The organism is Methylobacter luteus IMV-B-3098 (assembly GCF_000427625.1).
Classification (GTDB): Bacteria; Pseudomonadota; Gammaproteobacteria; order Methylococcales; family Methylomonadaceae; genus Methylobacter; species Methylobacter luteus.
This window is the reverse complement of record NZ_KE386569.1, coordinates 2,081,005-2,097,706: the sequence shown is the minus strand read 5'-3', so window position 1 is coordinate 2,097,706 and position 16,702 is coordinate 2,081,005. Positions and strand designations below refer to the sequence as shown.

The following is a 16,702-nucleotide window of genomic DNA, read 5'->3' as shown; positions in this document are numbered from 1 at the left end:
ATGAGCAAAAGACAAGATCGGCTGGAGACTGTACTTTGGAGCGGCTGGGGGTTGCTGGTCGTGATTTACGCCCTGATTCCGGTATTATGGATTTTGTCGCTGTCGCTGAAGCAGCCCGCCGATCTGAACGATCAACGATTTTTCCCGGCCCGCATCAGCTTCGATAACTATCGGGCCGTGTTCGAGGATGCCCAGTTCCCGGCTGCATTGTGGAATTCCTTCGGCATCGCGCTGCTGGCGACCGGGCTGTCGATCGTGCTGGCGATGTTCGCTGCCTATGCCATCGTGCGCCTGCGGTTTGCCGGCAAAAGGCTCGTGCTGGCGGGCGTGCTGGCCATCTCGATGTTTCCGCCTGTTTCGATCATCGGACCCTTGTTCAACCTCTGGCGCATTATAGGGCTCTACGATACCTGGGCCGGCCTGATCATTCCGTACATGACCTTCACGTTGCCGCTGTCCATCTGGACGCTGTCGGCCTTTTTTCGCGAGATTCCCTGGGATCTGGACAAGGCCGCGCGCGTCGATGGCGCGACGCCGTTTCAGGCCTTCCTGCATGTCATTGCCCCGTTGGCGGCGCCGGGTGTGTTTACGGCGGCGATCCTGGTTTTCATCTTCGCCTGGAACGATTTCCTGTTCGCGACCTCGCTGACCTCCACAAATGATGCGCGCACGGTGCCGGCGGCCATCGCCTTTTTTACGGGCAGCTCGCAGTTCGAGCAGCCGACCGGCTCGATTGCCGCAGCCTCGGTCGTCGTGACCGTGCCGATCATCGTCATTGTGCTGCTGTTTCAACGGCGCATTGTCGCAGGGCTCACTGCCGGCGCGGTCAAGGGATAGGAGGAAAAATGGCCGAAATCGTTATCGACAATGTCTCCAAGCAATTTTCCGATGGCACGCAGGTTTTAAAGAATGCCAGTTTCACGGTCCACGATGGCGAGTTTTTTATCCTGGTCGGTCCGTCCGGTTGCGGTAAATCGACGCTGCTGAACATGATCGTCGGTCTGGACTCGATCAGTGCGGGGGAAATCCGTGTCGACGGCCGGATCATCAATGATCTGGACCCCAAGGACCGCAATATGGCGATGGTGTTCCAGAGCTATGCGATTTATCCGCACATGACGGTGGCTGACAATATCGGCTTCCCGCTGCGGCTGGCAGGGCTGCCTAAAGCGGAAATCAGCCGTAAAGTCCGGGAGGCTGCGGCGATTCTGGAATTGACCGCATTGCTGGAGCGCAAACCGGCCAGCCTGTCCGGCGGCCAGCGTCAGCGTGTGGCGATGGGGCGCGCACTGGTCCGCAATCCGGTGGCGTTCTTGCTGGATGAGCCGCTGTCTAATCTCGATGCGCGGCTGCGCGTGCAAATGCGCGCCGAAATCGGCCAACTGCAGAAACGGCTAGGCACCACGATGATTTATGTGACCCATGACCAGACCGAAGCGATGACGCTGGGCGACCGCGTAGCGGTTCTGAACCAGGGCGAGGTGCAGCAGATCGGCACACCCCGGCAACTTTACGAGATGCCGGCCAATCTGTTCGTCGCCGGCTTCATCGGCTCGCCGGGCATGAACTTCGTGCCGGCCAGACGGGAAGGGGAGCGGCTGGTGCTGCCGTTCGGAGAAATGGCGCTGCCGGAACGGTACGAAAGCCTGCCGGAAAACAGGCCTGTCATAGCCGGCTTCCGCCCCGAAGCCGTCCGTTGCGTCGGCGAGGAGAACCCGCATGAGCTGGCCTTTGAAGCGCGTATCGATGTGGTCGAATGGCTGGGGGCCGAGCTGTTCGTTTATTTCGAGATGGCCTGGCCGGAAGCATGGGATTTGATGTTGCTCCCGGGCGCAATGCCCGACAAAGGCGCCACGATGTTCGTAGGCCGCCTTGACCCGTCGGTTAAGGTGAGCAAAGGTCAACCGCTTAGGTTGCAGTTGAATAGTCGGGACATTCATCTTTTTGATGGCAGGACAGGGCGTAATCTGACTGTAACGTCATGATGCGACTGAAGCCAAGGTGAATCAAACTTCAAAAGAGTGCCGTGCGTATTCTGCTTGGTTCAAGAAAATCTTATATTTACTGATTGTGATATCCAGATCAGCCTGCATATCAGCTCTTTCTTGGAACTGCTTGACTAATATACGATCGTATTCGTATGTTTTTGGCATTTTAGAGAATGGTAGAAATGAGCCCGGAAGAAAAAGCAACAGACAGAGTCTCAAGAGAAATCCTTGCCAAGATTCCTTCTGGAATTCGAGGATTGGATGAGATTACCCATGGCGGCCTTCCCAAGGGGCGTACTGTGCTGGTGGCTGGCGGCCCGGGCTCGGGCAAAACACTGTTGGCCATGGAATTCCTGGTGCGCGGTGTCACCGACTACGGCGAGCCGGGCATCTTCGTTGCCTTCGAGGAAACCGCCCAGGAGTTGAGCAGCAACGTGGCTTCTCTCGGTTTTCGCGTGGAGGAGCTGGTTCAGGATGGGAAATTGCTCCTCGATCATGTACACCTGGAGAGTAGCGAGATAGAGGAGACGGGAGAGTACAATCTGGAGGGGCTGTTCGTCCGTCTGGGTTATGCCATTGATTCGATCGGTGCCAAACGCGTTGTGCTTGATACGCTTGAAACGCTCTTCGCCGGCTTCTCCAACGAAGGCATCCTGCGCGCGGAGTTGCGCCGTCTGTTCCGTTGGCTGAAGGCCCGTGGCGTCACCGCCATTATGACCGCCGAGCGAGGTAATGAGGCGCTGACCCGCTATGGCATGGAGGAGTATGTCTCAGACTGTGTCATCACGCTTGACCATCGCATCCACAACCAGATCTCCACACGCCGTCTGCGCGTGCTGAAGTATCGCGGCTCCCTTCATGGCACGAACGAATATCCGTTCCTGATCGAGGAGAATGGAATCTCTATTTTGCCAATCACTTCCATGAACCTCGACCATGCCGTCAGCACCGAGCGCATCTCCACTGGCATTGACCGTCTCGACAACATGCTCGGCGGCGCGGGGATGTTCCGGGGCAGCAGTGTGCTGCTCAGCGGTACGGCAGGCACGGGCAAGACCACTTTCGCGGCATTTTTCGCAGACGGGGCCTGCCGCCGGGGCGAACGCGTTCTCTACCTGCCGTTTGAAGAGGCGCCTCAACAGATCACCCGCAACATGCGCTCTGTGGGCCTCGATTTGGCGCTGTGGGTAGAGCAGGGCCTCTTGCAATTCCATGCGGTGCGGCCTACGGTCTACGGGCTGGAGATGCATCTGGCCAGCATCCATAAGCTGGTGGAAAATTTCCAGCCGAGCCTGGTGGTGATCGACCCGGCGACCAACTTGATATCCGCGGGAACCTTCTCCGAATCCGAGGCGATGCTCGCGCGCCTGATCGACTGGCTGAAAAGCCGGCAGATCAGTGCCGTCTTCACCAGCCTGACCGCGGGTGGAGCTCCGCTGGAGCAGTCCCAGGTGGGGGTCTCCTCCGTGATGGACACTTGGTTGATGCTCACCTCCATCGAGAGCAGCGGTGAGCGCAATCGGGACATTCAGATCGTGAAATCGCGAGGTATGGCGCATTCCAACCAGATACGCGAGTTTCTTATCGACGACCACGGCATCCATCTGCGCGATGTCTACGTCGGGCCGATGGGAGTGCTGACCGGCGCTGCCCGCTTCGCCCAGGAAGCAAAGGAAGAATCAGAACGCATCCTGCGCGAGCAGGAGATCAAACACCATCATTGCCAACTGGAGCGTAAGCGTACGGCTCTCGAAGCGCGGATTGCCGCTCTGCGTGCCCAATTCGAGACAGAGGAATCAGAGATCGAGCTGGCAATCGCGCAGGCGCAACATCTGAAGACCTCGCTGGCAAATGATCGTGACGAGATGGCCCGGTTACGCCACGGTGGCGCCGTATCGGACAACCAGTAGAGGAGAGACCGAACCATGTCAGACAACCACGAGCATACAGTAGAAGAGAAATCCGCGGATATCGAAGAGATGTGGAAACTGCGTCTCTACGTGGCAGGGCACACACCCAAGTCGCTGACGGCGTTCGCCAACCTGAAACGGATCTGCGAAGAGTATCTAAAAGGTCGTTATAGCGTCGAAGTGATCGACCTGCTGGAAAACCCGCAGTTGGCCGCAGGAGATCAGATACTGGCCATCCCGACGCTGGTGCGCAACTTGCCTGAGCCAATGCGCAAGATCATCGGAGATCTATCGAACACTGAGCGGGTACTGGTAGGCCTGGACCTGCGTCAACGGGGGACGTCAAGATGAATCGGCACGATAAAGAGCCGTCGAGCCAAGATCCGACGCAAATCAAGAACGCTACCAGCGTCTTCGATGACGCGGTTGAGCGCCAAGAACAGCAGTATCTGCTACGTCTCTACGTAGCCGGTACCAGCTCACTCTCGAGACAGGCCATCGCCAATATCCGACGGGTATGTGAGCAGGAACTGGCAGGCCGCTACGACCTGGAGGTGGTCGACATCTACCAGGCGCCGGAGCGCGCAAAAGAAGATAATATCGTTGCCGTCCCCACGCTTGTTAAGCAACTTCCCAGTCCGCTGCGCAAGCTAATTGGCACCCTGTCCGACCATGAGCGCATCCTCGTTGGCTTGGACTTGCGTTCGAAACCCATCATAAGAACGGAGGAGAATGGTGAGCCCCGGCAATGAAACGCATCAGGAGCTGTTGCTCAAAATCCATGACCTGACGCTGCGCCTGGAGGAGGCGCAGGAGACCCTGGATGCCATCCACGCTGCCACGGTGGACGCTGTGGTCGTGTACCATGACGGCAAACATCGCGTCTATACCTTGGAAGGGGTTGATACCATCTACAGGCGTCTGTTCGAGACGCTGAACGAGGGGGTTCTCGTCGCCACCGCCGATAGAACGATCCTTTATGCCAACCGGCGATTCGCAGACCTGGTAGGTGTTGAGCTAAGCAGAATCACGGGTGCGAGCGTCGAGCGTTTTGTGCCCCTGGCTCAGATGGCGGATTTTACGGCATTTCTGGAAAGGGCAGAGGAGATGCCGCACCGCGATGATTTGTCGCTGATCCGTGCCGATGGCGGTCTGGTGCCTGTGCTGGTTTCCATAAATCCCGCCCCTTTGGAGCGCTCCGAGACGGGATGCGCGATCATTGTCACTGACCTGACGGAGTTGCGGCAAGTGCAGGAAGCCCTGCGCAGAGCCAACGAGGAACTGGAGGAGCGGATTGAAGCACGAACGGCGGATCTCCTGTGCGCCAACGCCGCCCTTGAAACCGAGATCGCCGAACGTATGCGGGTCGAGGAGGCTCTTCGGAATGAAGACCGGCAAAAGGACGAGTTCCTGGCTATTTTGTCCCATGAGTTACGCAATCCTCTGACGCCGCTCCGTAATGCCACGCAAATTATGAAGAAGCCCGGTTTGGACGAAACGCGGCTGGCCTGGTGCCGCGATGTCATCGATCGTCAGGTCGAACACCTGGTGCGACTGGTGGACGACCTCCTGGACATTTCCCGCATCAGTCGCGGCAAGATCGAACTCAAGAAGGAAATCGTCGAATTGCGAGCTATCATCGACAGCGCCATCGAAAGCAGTCAGCCTTTCATTGAGGCCGCTGGCCACGAGTTGAAGGTTTCCTTCCCTGATGAGCCGCTGCCCCTCAACGCCGATCCGGTGCGACTCACGCAAGTGTTCGCCAACCTGCTCAACAATGCGGCAAAATACATGAAGGCGGGCGGGAAAATTTACCTCTCGGCCCGAAGACAAGAGGCTACTGCCATAGTAAGCGTTCGAGACACGGGTATCGGCATCCCTGCGGAGGCACTGATTTCCATATTTGATCTGTTCACCCAGGTTGACCGCAGCACCAACCATGGCCAGGGCGGCTTAGGCATCGGGCTGGCCCTGGTGCGCAGTCTGGTCCACCTGCACGGCGGCCAGGTCGAAGTCTATAGCGCCGGCCCCGACCAAGGCAGCGATTTTGTCGTTTATCTGCCGTTGGCGACCGAATGCCTCAACGACGTTACGCAGCCGAAGACCTCGGCTTCCATGCTTCAGTCCCCTCGGCGTATCCTGGTGGTGGATGATAATCACGATGTCGCCGACAGCCTCGGTATACTGCTCCAGTTTTTAGGCGCCGAAGTTCAAGTCGTTTATGACGGGGCGTCGGCGCTGGAGACTATCGAGGCCTTTAAACCCGATTTGATGATATTGGATCTCGGCATGCCGGGAATGGACGGCTACGAGGTCGCCCGGCAGATCCGGCAGAAGCCTGGCTTCCAAGATGTGATGCTGATTGCGCTGACCGGTTGGGGCCAAAAGAAGGATCGCGCCCGTACCCGCATGGAGGGATTCGATTACCATCTGGTCAAGCCGGTAGACATCGAAGCCCTGAAGACGTTATTGAGGTTGTAGTCCGAATCTTATCCCCTTGAGGCCAAGTTTTATAGCATTGATTTTCCAAAATAGATTGCTCACTGATGCCTGAGCGAATACCTGTCTTTCTGATGTATGCAGGATAAATCTCAGTATTTCATAATATGATTATGATTAGCGTAGATAATTTACCATGCCGGAAGAATAAATCTGTTACCGGAAATGGAGAATCATTTCCTTGACCACCTTCCGCGGTTTTAACCCGGCAGTGTCAAAACCGAACATTGCAACGGTTTTCAGTGGAGATGTGGTTTTTGATAATCTGTTCGGGTTCGCCTTTGCTGGTCAGGTTCGGGCTTTTTCTGATTAATCATTGATTCACGATCTTGGATGGACATAAGACTAGCAACAGTATTATTTCTGTCGCCAAAGTCCGATAAATCGGCATGATTACCCAAACTTTAAGGCCGGCTGCGGCGCTAAGGACAGCAAATACCGGCGACGTCCGCAGAATTCGAACGTTACATATTGCAATGGAATTTTTGAAGACTATCAGGGAACTTTCTGATTCCAGGGCATATCTTTAGACGAGTTACCGAAGCTGAGCCTGTGCAGTTAAGTTTTTATCGAAAATAAGCAAAACCTCGGATAAAAACCGTGCTTCGATTATCAAAAAATAGCGATATACAAAAAGCTAATAGTTGATACAATCGAATAATTCAGATTCCGGGCCTGAAGCTGAGAATTACCATTTCATGGGCGTTAAAAATATAAAAAGCATTAACTATGGAGCGGCAAATATCAAGCGAGTTTGAGTATTTGTCCTTATCCATTGATGAGCGCCGTATTTTTAAATAACTAGCCGATTTCAGATTTATGGTCATGTGGAGGTATTTATGTGTCAAGCCAGTCATCACGTTTCATTTGGTTTCAGTGATCAGAAATTTCCGGTAGGGTTGCACATCTGCTATTTGTACAATAATGAAAATGAGCGGCAGCATATGATCGCGGAATTTATCCAGAGCGGGCTGGCTGCCGGTGAAAAAGTAGGGTATCTTGCGGATATTCCTGAGACACCCTCCACGGACGAAATGGGCAAGTATCTCTCCCGCCTGGGCATTGCGCCTCCCCGCAAGCTGAAACCGGAACAACTTTTTCTGGCTCGGGCGGAAACATCCTATTGTCCCGATGGAACTTTCATGCCGGAGCGTATGATTGATTATTGGCGCACCTTTTATGCGCAGGCTCAGCATGAAAGTTTCGCAGGCGTCCGCCTGACCGGAGAAACGAACTGGTTGCGCAAGGGCATGCCCGGCGTTGAACGCTGGGTCGAGTACGAAGCGATGCTTAACAGTCTGGTGGCAGAGTTTCCTCTCCATGGCATTATTTGCCAGTATGACGTTAACAAAATAGATGGCGCGACTCTTTTTGATGTGCTGAATGTTCACCCGATGATGATCGTGGCCGGACAAGTTGTGCATAATCCTTATTTTCAACAACCTGAAAAACATAATTAATGGGCTAGCTTCACATTATAAAAATTGATTTTTAGGTTATTTCGGTTAGCTGACGGTATTTCCCATGTCACATCATTGCTTTATATCAGGCTTTACCCATGATGACTACTCAATGTAAAGCCGAAGCTCTTGGCAAATTATTTGTTATTCCCGGCACCTTGTGCATTCTTCCGGACCAGCAGAGCATTGTTGATTTTGTCAATAAGGCGCTAAACCAGATAGTGCCAGGACTTGCCTCAGTACATTTCTGTCTGGAAGGTACTGTAAGATCGACAACGTCAGAATCTTCTATTAGATGTCCCGACTGCAATACCAATTGGGACATGCCGTCCAACATTACCAGGATTTGTACAATGGATCTGGCAAGCACGCGCCGACTGCCGCTGCGTACTGCGTCGAAGCTGTATGGCTTTCTGATCTACTCGGTGAGGAGTCTTGAGGAATTTTTACCTTATGAGCCTTATGTTGCCAACCTTGCCAATGTTGTCGCGATAGAGCTGGAAAGGCGCTCGCTGGAACTGACCAGACGAGCCGTTCAGGACCAGCTTCATCAGGTATTGCAGGAACTGGAATCCGAAGTCGTCGATCGTACGGCTGAGTTGGCCCAGCGCAATGCCGAACTTGAGAAGGAAATTCAATCCAGAAACAGCCTGGAAAAAGCGTTGCGGCTCAGCGAAGAGCGCTACCGATCCCTGACTATTGCCACAACCCAGATCGTCTGGACTACCAATCCCCTGGGTGAGATCGTCGAGGATTTGCCCAGTTGGCGGGCATTTACAGGTCAAACCGAGGCCGAGATTAAAGGTCATGGATGGAACAATGCATTGCATCCTGACGATTGTTCGGAGGTAATGATGTGCTGGTTGCAGGCCGTGAAAACACGCACTGCCTATAATACAGAGTATCGCCTCTATCGACATGACGGTGAATATCGCCATGTCGCTGCTCGCGGCGTGCCGGTACTGGAAGTGGATGGAACGATCCGGGAATGGATAGGAACCTGTACGGATATTACCGAACAAAAATTGGCGGAAGAAGCGCTCCAGAAGTCTCATGAAGAGCTGGAAATTCGTGTGCGGGAGAGAACCTCGGAGCTTGCGCATACTAATGAAGCATTAAGCAGTGAGATTGCTGAAAGAAAGCGCATGGAACAGGCGCTACGCGAAACCGACCGTCACAAGGACGAATTTCTGGCCATGCTGGCCCACGAGCTGCGCAATCCGCTGGCGCCCATCCGCCATGCGCTGCACGTGTTAAAAAAGCAGAATCATCCAGATCCGACGCTTGAATGGGGACATATGTTGATCGATCGTCAAGTGACTCATATGGCGCGACTGCTCGATGACCTGCTCGATGTGGCGCGCATCATCCAGAACAAGATCCGCTTGAAAATGGAACGCTGCGATTTGACTGATATCATCGCGCATGCAGTGGAAGATTGCTTGCCCTTGATTGAGGAGCGAAAGCATCACCTCGTGCTTTCCCTGCCGGATGAGCCCCAGTGGGTGGAAGGCGATGCGACGCGACTGGAGCAGGTCATTACCAATCTGCTCAACAACGCCGCCAAGTATACAGAGGAAAACGGCAAAATCACGCTGACCGTCATGCAGACGGGCATTTACGCATTGATATGCGTGGAAGACACCGGTGTCGGCATCGCTCCGGATCTTCTGGCGCACGTCTTTGATCTTTTTACCCAGGCGGATCGTTCTCTGGCCCACTCCCAAGGCGGCCTTGGGCTTGGATTGACGCTGGTGCGTCAGCTGGTCGAGAAGCACGGCGGCACGGTCACGGCCTCGAGCGCCGGCATCGGCCAGGGCAGCAGCTTTACGGTACGGTTGCCACTTCTGCCGGTCAATCAATCTACTGACGATTCCATGAGTACTCATATGAATAATACATCTGCTTCTTTATTATCCGAGCGTCGTATTTTGGTCGTCGATGACTATGCCGATGCGGCCGAAAGCCTGACCATGCTGCTGCAAGCGGAAGGGCATGAAGTTGAAACCGCCGATTGCGGCATCAGGGCGATCGAGCAGGCGCAGGCGTTCCGGCCGCAGGTCGTGCTGCTCGACATCGGCCTGCCCGACCTGGACGGTTACGAGGTCGCCAGGCGCCTGCGCACTCTGCCTGAAACGCGCGATGCCGTGCTGATCGCGCTGACCGGCTACGGGCAGGCCGAGGATCGTAATCGCTCGCAGAGCGCGGGGTTCGACCACCATCTGCTCAAGCCGGTAAACTTCGAAAAGTTGTCGGGCTTGCTGGCTTCTGCATAACTGGCCGGTAATTAACTGATAGCAAGGAAAAGCCTGCCGGTTGCCGCTTGGCTCACTCGGCACAATTCGTGCCTCGTCCTTTATGTGCAAGACCTGCAAATCGGCTGTCCTGTCGATTTTTCCCGTGCTCCGCACTCTGTACTCAACGCGGTCAATAGGATTTAAAAGGTTGCCCGTGCATAATTCAATTATCTAAAGAATAAAGGCAATAAAGATGTCTCGGATCGAATACCCTATAGGAGCAAGTAAATTCGAATCTACCGCGCGCATTTGAGGATTCGCCAATTCACCACGTAGCCTCAGTTATAAACAGAGGATTCTTCAGAATAGGGTAGGGCATCGTTAGCAGCCCTGGCCGCCAAGCAACGAATAGATCTATGGAGCTGCCAGTAAGGCCGATAATTTATCGAAATTTACCGGCTTGAGCAGATGGTGGTTGAATCCGGCCGATTGCGAGCGTTCGCGGTCCTCGACCTGCCCGTAGCCGGTCAGCGCGATCAGCACGGCATCGCGCGTTTCGGGCAGAGTGCGCAGGCGCCTGGCGACCTCGTAACCGTCCAGGTCGGGCAGGCCGATGTCGAGCAGCACGATCTGCGGCCGGAACGCCCGCGCCTGCTCGATCGCCCTGATGCCGCAATCGGCGGTTTCAACTTCGTGCCCTTCCGCTTGCAGCAGCATGGTCAGGCTTTCGGCCGCATCGGCATAGTCATCGACAACCAAAATACGGAATTTGGGCATCGGTAATGCGGATTTTGCCCGCACGGATTCAGTATCGGAGGTTTCCATTGATAAAGCCGGCAATCGTACCGTAAAGCTGCTGCCCTGACCGATGCCGGCGCTCGAGGCCGTGACCGTGCCGCCATGTATTTCGACCAGCTCGCGCACCAGCGTCAGTCCAATGCCTAGCCCGCCCTGGGCATGGGCCAGGGAATGGTCGGCCTGGGTAAAAAGATCAAAGATTTGCGGCAGAATGTCAGGGGTTATGCCGATGCCCGTGTCCTTTACTTCGATGATGGCGTCAGAATTTTCCCGCATCACGCTCAGTGTGATTTTACCGCCTTCGCTGGTGTACTTGGCGGCATTGTTCAGCAGGTTAGACAGCACCTGCGCCAACCGGACGCGGTCGCCTTCGATCCATGGCGGCGTCGTGGTCTGTGAGATGATCAGTTCCTGGCCGCGCGACTCGATCAGAGGCCGGCTGGTTTCAACTGCATTATTCACAATCTCCGTAAGCTCGAACCGCTCCATATTGAGCCGAATTTTACCTTGCATGATACGTGCAACGTCGAGCAGGTCATCGAGCAGTCGCGCCATATGAGTCACTTGACGATCGATGACATTCCGGCTCCATGCCAGCTTGGGATCAGTGGGTTCCAGCATTTTCAGTAATTGCACGGCGTTGCGGATGGGCGCCAGCGGATTGCGCAGCTCGTGGGCCAGCATGGCCAGAAACTCGTCTTTGCGCCGGTCCGCCAGGCGCAACGCTTCCTCGGCGCGCTTGCGCTCGGTAATGTCCGTCGATACGCCTAGCAGCTTGTTGCAGCTATTGTCGTCGTCGAGCAGAGGGATCTTGACTGTGCTGTACCAGTGTACGGCGCCATCGGAGCATGTGACCTTTTCCTCCATGATGAATTTGGGTTTGCGGCCGCTTATTACTTCGAGGTCATCTTGATGGAATCGGGCCACTTCGTCCGCGTTGGAATTGAAGTCTTCATCGGTCAATCCGATCAAACCTTCAGGGCTTGTGCCATAGCACTGGGCTAAAGCGTTATTCCCTAAAATGAATCGCCCTTTCCGGTCCTTGACGAAAATCATGCTGGGTGCCGCATCAATGACTTGCTTGAGGAATGCTCGTTCATGTTGCAGGGCTTCCTGAGCATTTTTGATGTCGGTGATATCTTCAGTTGTGCCGAAAGCGCCCAACAGGGAGCCATGCTCGTCAAATTCCAGCTCAGCCAGTTCACGTACCCACTTGATGTTTTTGCCCACTATAACCCGATGCTCAATATCGTAGTGTTTGCCGGCAAGCGCTTCATTCCAGGCCTTATCGACTGATTCCCTGTCCGCGGGGTGAATAGCATCAAGAAATGACTGATAGGTCTGAGGCTTGCCTTTGATGACGCCAAAAATCCGGTAATTTTCGTCAGACCATTCCAGTATGTTTTTGCGGACATCCATGCGCCAACTGCCGACATGAGCAACCGCCTGGGCGCGATTCAGATCGATTTGACTTTCGCGCAACGCCTCCTCGACCTGCTTGCGATCGGTGATGTTCGTGCTTACCGTGGCCAAGCCGACTATTTTGTCGTTTAAGTCTTTAAGGGCGAAAACGTTGTAGATCATCCACAGTGCTTCGCCGGTTTTGAAGTGCCGGAAGCGGATTTCAATCACGCCACGGCCGTTCTTTAATACCTCGGGAAGAAACTCATCCATGATAAATGCCTGGTCTTCGGGAAAAAAGAATGCCTTGATCGATGTCTTGAGGCCCTGTTCGACGCTATCCAGTCCGACGAGACGCACTCCAGCATCGTTGATAAAAAAAGGCACGAATTCTGTATCGCACATGCCGATAAATTCGGTGCTGCTTTTGGCAAGTGAGATGTATACGTCTCGCTCCGCCCTTGTCTTGTTGCGTTCGGCGATTTCCTGCTGAAGTTGTTCCTCTCGTTCCATGACCTTATGCAACACCTGCTTTTCGCGCTTGTGTAAGAGCGAAACTATCAGGCTGAATATCGCCCCCACACTAACTAAAAGTATGAGGCGCAGTGTTTCGCTGGATTTGGCGACATGAAACGATTCGTAAGGGGCGATTAAAAAATAAGCGCTTGCCGCCGTGCTCAGCATCGCAGTGAAAAGCCCCGCTCTCAATCCTCCGCACCAGGCGGAGAAAGCGATCACAATTAAAAAGAGCAGCAGCGGTGGCGAGTCCTGGAAAATGAATTGGAGATCTTTCAAAATAACCAGGATGCACGCAATACCCAGTGTTGAAGCTGTATAGACGTTACTGAGAAAAGATTTAATATGAATCATTTTTATCTGTAGCGATCTATATAGTTGTTCATGGGTTCAATCCTTTTAATCCAATGCATGGGGCTTTAAAGAATAAAATAGACGAGATTTAAGTCAATAGCCTTTTAGCGTTAATAATGAAAATATTTACAAACTTATTAATAGAGGTAGATGAACATCTTTTTCCCTGCATAGAAAAGCCCATGGAAACATGCGATGATAGCCGGAATAATTTTTAAGACTGCATTTTTTATAGAATTTATAAAGTAGAGAATTTTTTAAGGCTCATAGTTCAACGATAAATAGCATAATCTTTGACCAAATACAGAAACCGCGGAGAAATTGATGCTCAATAAAGTGATATTGATAGGCAACCTAGGGGCAGACCCCGAAGTTCGATATATGCCGTCAGGTGGCGCTGTCACCAATATCAGCCTGGCCACTACAAGACGGTGGAAAGATAAACAGACTAATGAAAGGCGTGAGGCCACTGAATGGCATCGAGTGATATTTTTTAACCGTTTAGCTGAAGTAGCGGGCGAATATCTCAAGAAAGGCAGTCAGGTTTATGTTGAAGGTCGCCTGCAAACCAGAAAATGGCAAGGTCAGGATGGACAAGACCGTTATACGACTGAAATCATAGCGGAAGAAATGCATATGCTGGGCAGCCGCAGTGGCGGGACTTCCAGTTTTGGCGCGGATCAGCCTCAGTCAGGTTACGCTGCGTCGTCATCAAGACCTCAACCGTCTCAAGGCAATGCCCCGTCGATGCCGGCGCCACCGCCTGATTATGATGATTTTGATGACGATATTCCGTTCTAGTAGTCACCTCAGACTAATTCTGTAAAGAATATAAATAAGCCTCTGTTACAAGAGGCTTTTTTATTTTTAATTTCAAAGATGATCTGCATGTATTAGCTGGCCAAATGGATGCTTTCTTAATGAGTTGATCAAAATCATTATAAATTTTATCCAGTCGCTCATTATTACGATTAATGCCCTATCGCTCAGGCTTTTTTAAGTTTAGGAGGCGCTATGTCAGTAGGAACAATTTGTAATCGTGAAGTGGTCATTGCCGAAAAAGAATCCTCTGTCTCCGCGGCTGCAAAGCTTATGCGCGAGTATCATGTCGGTAATGTTATCGTCACCGAGAATCGTAATGGGTTGAATTATCCTATAGGTATGGTAACCGACAGAGATATTGTGGTTAAGCTCATTGCCAAGGATATAGATATCGATGTGGTTGATGTCGGCATCATCATGGCTGAGGATCTTGTCGTGGCCAGGGAGAACGACGATCTGATAGATACGGTCAAGAAAATGTGCAGCAAAGGCATTCGGCGTCTGCCTGTGGTCGATGCGGGAGGCGCGCTGATCGGCATTCTGGCCATGGACGACCTGATTGATCTGTTTGCAGAGCAACTAAGAGATCTGGCCGGTTTGATCAGAAAAGAATTGCTCTGTGAAAAAAATCTCAGGCCATAACCATCATTCCCGCATCAGGCGTTCTTGAAGCCAGCCATCTATAACGGACAGGATATGCTCGCGTAGCGGCGAGGATGAAAAAAGTTGCTCATGATGGCTGGCGCCGGCTAGCAGAACGAGTCGGCTATCGGGATGGTTCGACCGTGTCGCGGCTGCGAAATCGGTGCTTCCCCAGGCCGGTGTAATGGGATCGTTTTCGGAATAGATGAGCAAATAAGGGGCGTCGAACCGGTCCATGTGACGCCTGAACCGGATAATTTCCTTTTCAACCGCCAGCACATAGCGCAATACGGTCTGCCGTATCATATATTTATCCTTGGTCAATCGTTGTTTTTCCTCTTCGGAGTCAGTCAGATAGTCGCTGACCCAATCCGGGGCGGTCGGTGAAAACAGGTTGCGCATGCCTGGCAGAGATAGCAGCTCAATCATGCCGTCTTGCAGCGGCACGCTGATCAGGGCCAGTAGTTGATTGAACAGCATGACAGGCAATGCTTCGTCCTGCGGGTTCAGAAAATGTTCATGCGTATAAAAGGTGAAGCGGACTATCGGATTCTGAAACCAGCCTCGCCAGCCCGGCACTTCGGTCACGGAAAAGGCCGGGGCGCTGAACACGATGCCGTTCACTCGGTCTATTAATGCCTTATCCTCAGTCTCTAGCAGATAGGATGAGGCAACTAGCGAACCTAGGCTGTGGGACAGAATGAACAAAGGCAGCGGTTTATCGCCAGGGAGGGTGTGTATGTCGCAAGCCAGTCGGGAACTGGCGCGACAATCGCCAGGGAAGGCGTGTATGCCGCAGGCCAGTCGGGAACTGGCGCGGCAATCGCCAGGGAAGGCGTGTATGCCGCAGGCCAGTCGGGAACTGGCGCGGCAATCGCCAGGGAAGGTGTGTATGTCGCCAGTCTGTTGGGAACTGGCGCGGCTATGGCAATGATCGGACAGATAACGCAGAGCCGATGCGAGGTCGTCGCGCATCGGTTGCAGGTCGCGGAATTGGGCCTGCTCAAGATAAGCGTGACTGGCATCATAAGCTGTCGCACCGGCGGCAATGCTTTCATGGGCTTTTGACAGGACCGGATTGCTCAGACCGTGAGCTGTCAGGTCTATACCCAGGACTATGAAGCGGTCGGCGAAGTGTTCGGCTATACGCCCATAGCGGCCGATATGTTCGTTCATGCCGTGCACGATCAGCAGGCAGCCTTGAATCGCATCCGGCGATGCTGGTCTCAGAAATTGCATGCTTCGCCAGGCATCATTTTCCTCTACTTTCAGATAGGTCGGCTCGCCCCAGAGAGGATAAGGGGCTGTGACTGTCTGCTGACGCGAGCAGGCGCTGCAAAACAGCAGCCAAGCTGCGCAGCAGAAAAGTGCCGGCTTAATCATGGGCTTCCAGCAGGCTGGGTTTGTCAACACAGCCTACAGCTATAGCAGTTTTGATCGTTTCAACTATAGATCGGCACATTAGCCTTACGGTCGCTGATAAGTTCCGATCAATTCGGTCTGTCCGATGATGTGGCCGGCCATCGCCTTTTCGAGCTGGGCTTTATCAGGCCAATGCAAATCCGGTAGTTCTGTATCCAGGGCGTAGAGCTTATGAAAATAGCGGTGCCGGCCTTTGGGCGGGCAGGGGCCGCCGTAACCGGTGCGTTTCCAGTCGTTCTTGCCTTGTAGTGTATTGGGAGGCAAGTCACTCGGTGTTATGCCTTGCGGCAAGCCGGAGGCCGTCGGCGGAATGTTGTAAAGCACCCAATGAACCCAGGTCATTTTAGGCGCGGCCGGGTCGGGCGCATCGGGGTCATCGACGATTAATACCAGCGATTTGGCGCTTTGCGGAATGTCCGACCAGGTTAGCGCCGGCGAGACATCGGCGCCATCGCACGTGTATTGTTTGGGAATTTCGCCCTGGTGGGTAAAATCGGGAGATTTCAAAGTTATGGTCATGGACTGTCCTCCTTCAGCCGAAAAAGTCGGAATGGTATAAAAACAGCAAGCCAAAAAAATCGAGCATATAGAAACGGCTCTATTGATCGCCTTCATGGGGCACCTCATTTTCTGTTGATGGCATAGTATCGACG

General features: G+C 53.4%; 13 protein-coding genes. 10 read left to right on the top strand and 3 right to left on the bottom strand.

Features of this window, described 5'->3' with window-relative positions; translation table 11 throughout:
- From METLU_RS0111585 to METLU_RS27330, 8 genes are all read left to right on the top strand, one after another.
- On the top strand, positions 1-837 hold the full coding sequence (locus METLU_RS0111585) for a carbohydrate ABC transporter permease (RefSeq protein ID WP_036243068.1): 837 nt from the start codon (positions 1-3) through the stop codon (positions 835-837).
- An 8-nt stretch (positions 838-845) separates the two neighbouring features.
- Positions 846-1,985 (top strand): ABC transporter ATP-binding protein, encoded by a 1,140-nt coding sequence (locus METLU_RS0111580; RefSeq protein WP_027158351.1) that lies wholly within the window; start codon positions 846-848, stop codon positions 1,983-1,985.
- Between the two features lie 185 nt (positions 1,986-2,170).
- Positions 2,171-3,898: a circadian clock protein KaiC gene (gene kaiC, locus METLU_RS0111575; protein ID WP_027158350.1), complete on the top strand. Its 1,728-nt coding sequence runs from the start codon at positions 2,171-2,173 to the stop codon at positions 3,896-3,898.
- A gap of 15 nt (positions 3,899-3,913) precedes the next feature.
- Entirely contained in the window at positions 3,914-4,249 is a 336-nt protein-coding gene (locus METLU_RS0111570; protein ID WP_027158349.1) for a circadian clock KaiB family protein, read from the top strand.
- A complete protein-coding gene (locus METLU_RS0111565) occupies positions 4,246-4,650 on the top strand; it encodes a circadian clock KaiB family protein (protein ID WP_027158348.1) in 405 nt (134 codons plus the stop codon). Before METLU_RS0111570 ends, METLU_RS0111565 begins: the two co-directional genes overlap by 4 nt.
- Complete coding sequence (locus METLU_RS25215; protein WP_051299887.1) at positions 4,631-6,379, top strand: hybrid sensor histidine kinase/response regulator; 1,749 nt, start codon at positions 4,631-4,633, stop codon at positions 6,377-6,379. The genes METLU_RS0111565 and METLU_RS25215 overlap by 20 nt, the downstream gene beginning before the upstream one ends.
- Before the next feature lie 857 nt (positions 6,380-7,236).
- Positions 7,237-7,857, top strand: a complete 621-nt coding sequence (locus tag METLU_RS0111555; protein ID WP_027158347.1) for an MEDS domain-containing protein — start codon at positions 7,237-7,239, stop codon at positions 7,855-7,857.
- A 98-nt stretch (positions 7,858-7,955) separates the two neighbouring features.
- A complete protein-coding gene (locus METLU_RS27330) occupies positions 7,956-10,133 on the top strand; it encodes a hybrid sensor histidine kinase/response regulator (RefSeq protein WP_081679087.1) in 2,178 nt (725 codons plus the stop codon).
- A 375-nt stretch (positions 10,134-10,508) separates the two neighbouring features.
- Here the strand turns inward: METLU_RS27330 and METLU_RS0111545 are convergent, their stop codons facing one another.
- Positions 10,509-13,163, bottom strand: a complete 2,655-nt coding sequence (locus METLU_RS0111545; protein WP_027158346.1) for a PAS domain S-box protein — start codon at positions 13,161-13,163, stop codon at positions 10,509-10,511.
- Between the two features lie 324 nt (positions 13,164-13,487).
- On the opposite strand from METLU_RS0111545, the gene ssb reads away from it, so the two are divergent.
- Both ssb and METLU_RS0111535 read left to right on the top strand, forming a co-directional pair.
- On the top strand, positions 13,488-13,964 hold the full coding sequence (gene ssb, locus METLU_RS0111540) for a single-stranded DNA-binding protein (RefSeq protein WP_027158345.1): 477 nt from the start codon (positions 13,488-13,490) through the stop codon (positions 13,962-13,964).
- 213 nt (positions 13,965-14,177) lie between these two features.
- Positions 14,178-14,627 carry a CBS domain-containing protein gene (locus METLU_RS0111535; protein ID WP_027158344.1) on the top strand — a complete coding sequence of 150 codons (450 nt, stop codon included), beginning with the start codon at positions 14,178-14,180 and terminating at the stop codon, positions 14,625-14,627.
- Between the two features lie 3 nt (positions 14,628-14,630).
- Here the strand turns inward: METLU_RS0111535 and METLU_RS0111530 are convergent, their stop codons facing one another.
- Together METLU_RS0111530 and METLU_RS0111525 are read right to left on the bottom strand one after the other, a co-directional pair.
- Positions 14,631-16,010: a serine aminopeptidase domain-containing protein gene (locus METLU_RS0111530; RefSeq protein WP_027158343.1), complete on the bottom strand. Its 1,380-nt coding sequence runs from the start codon at positions 16,008-16,010 to the stop codon at positions 14,631-14,633.
- 84 nt (positions 16,011-16,094) lie between these two features.
- Entirely contained in the window at positions 16,095-16,664 is a 570-nt protein-coding gene (locus METLU_RS0111525; RefSeq protein ID WP_027158342.1) for a YbhB/YbcL family Raf kinase inhibitor-like protein, read from the bottom strand.
- Positions 16,665-16,702: the final 38 nt, after the last annotated feature.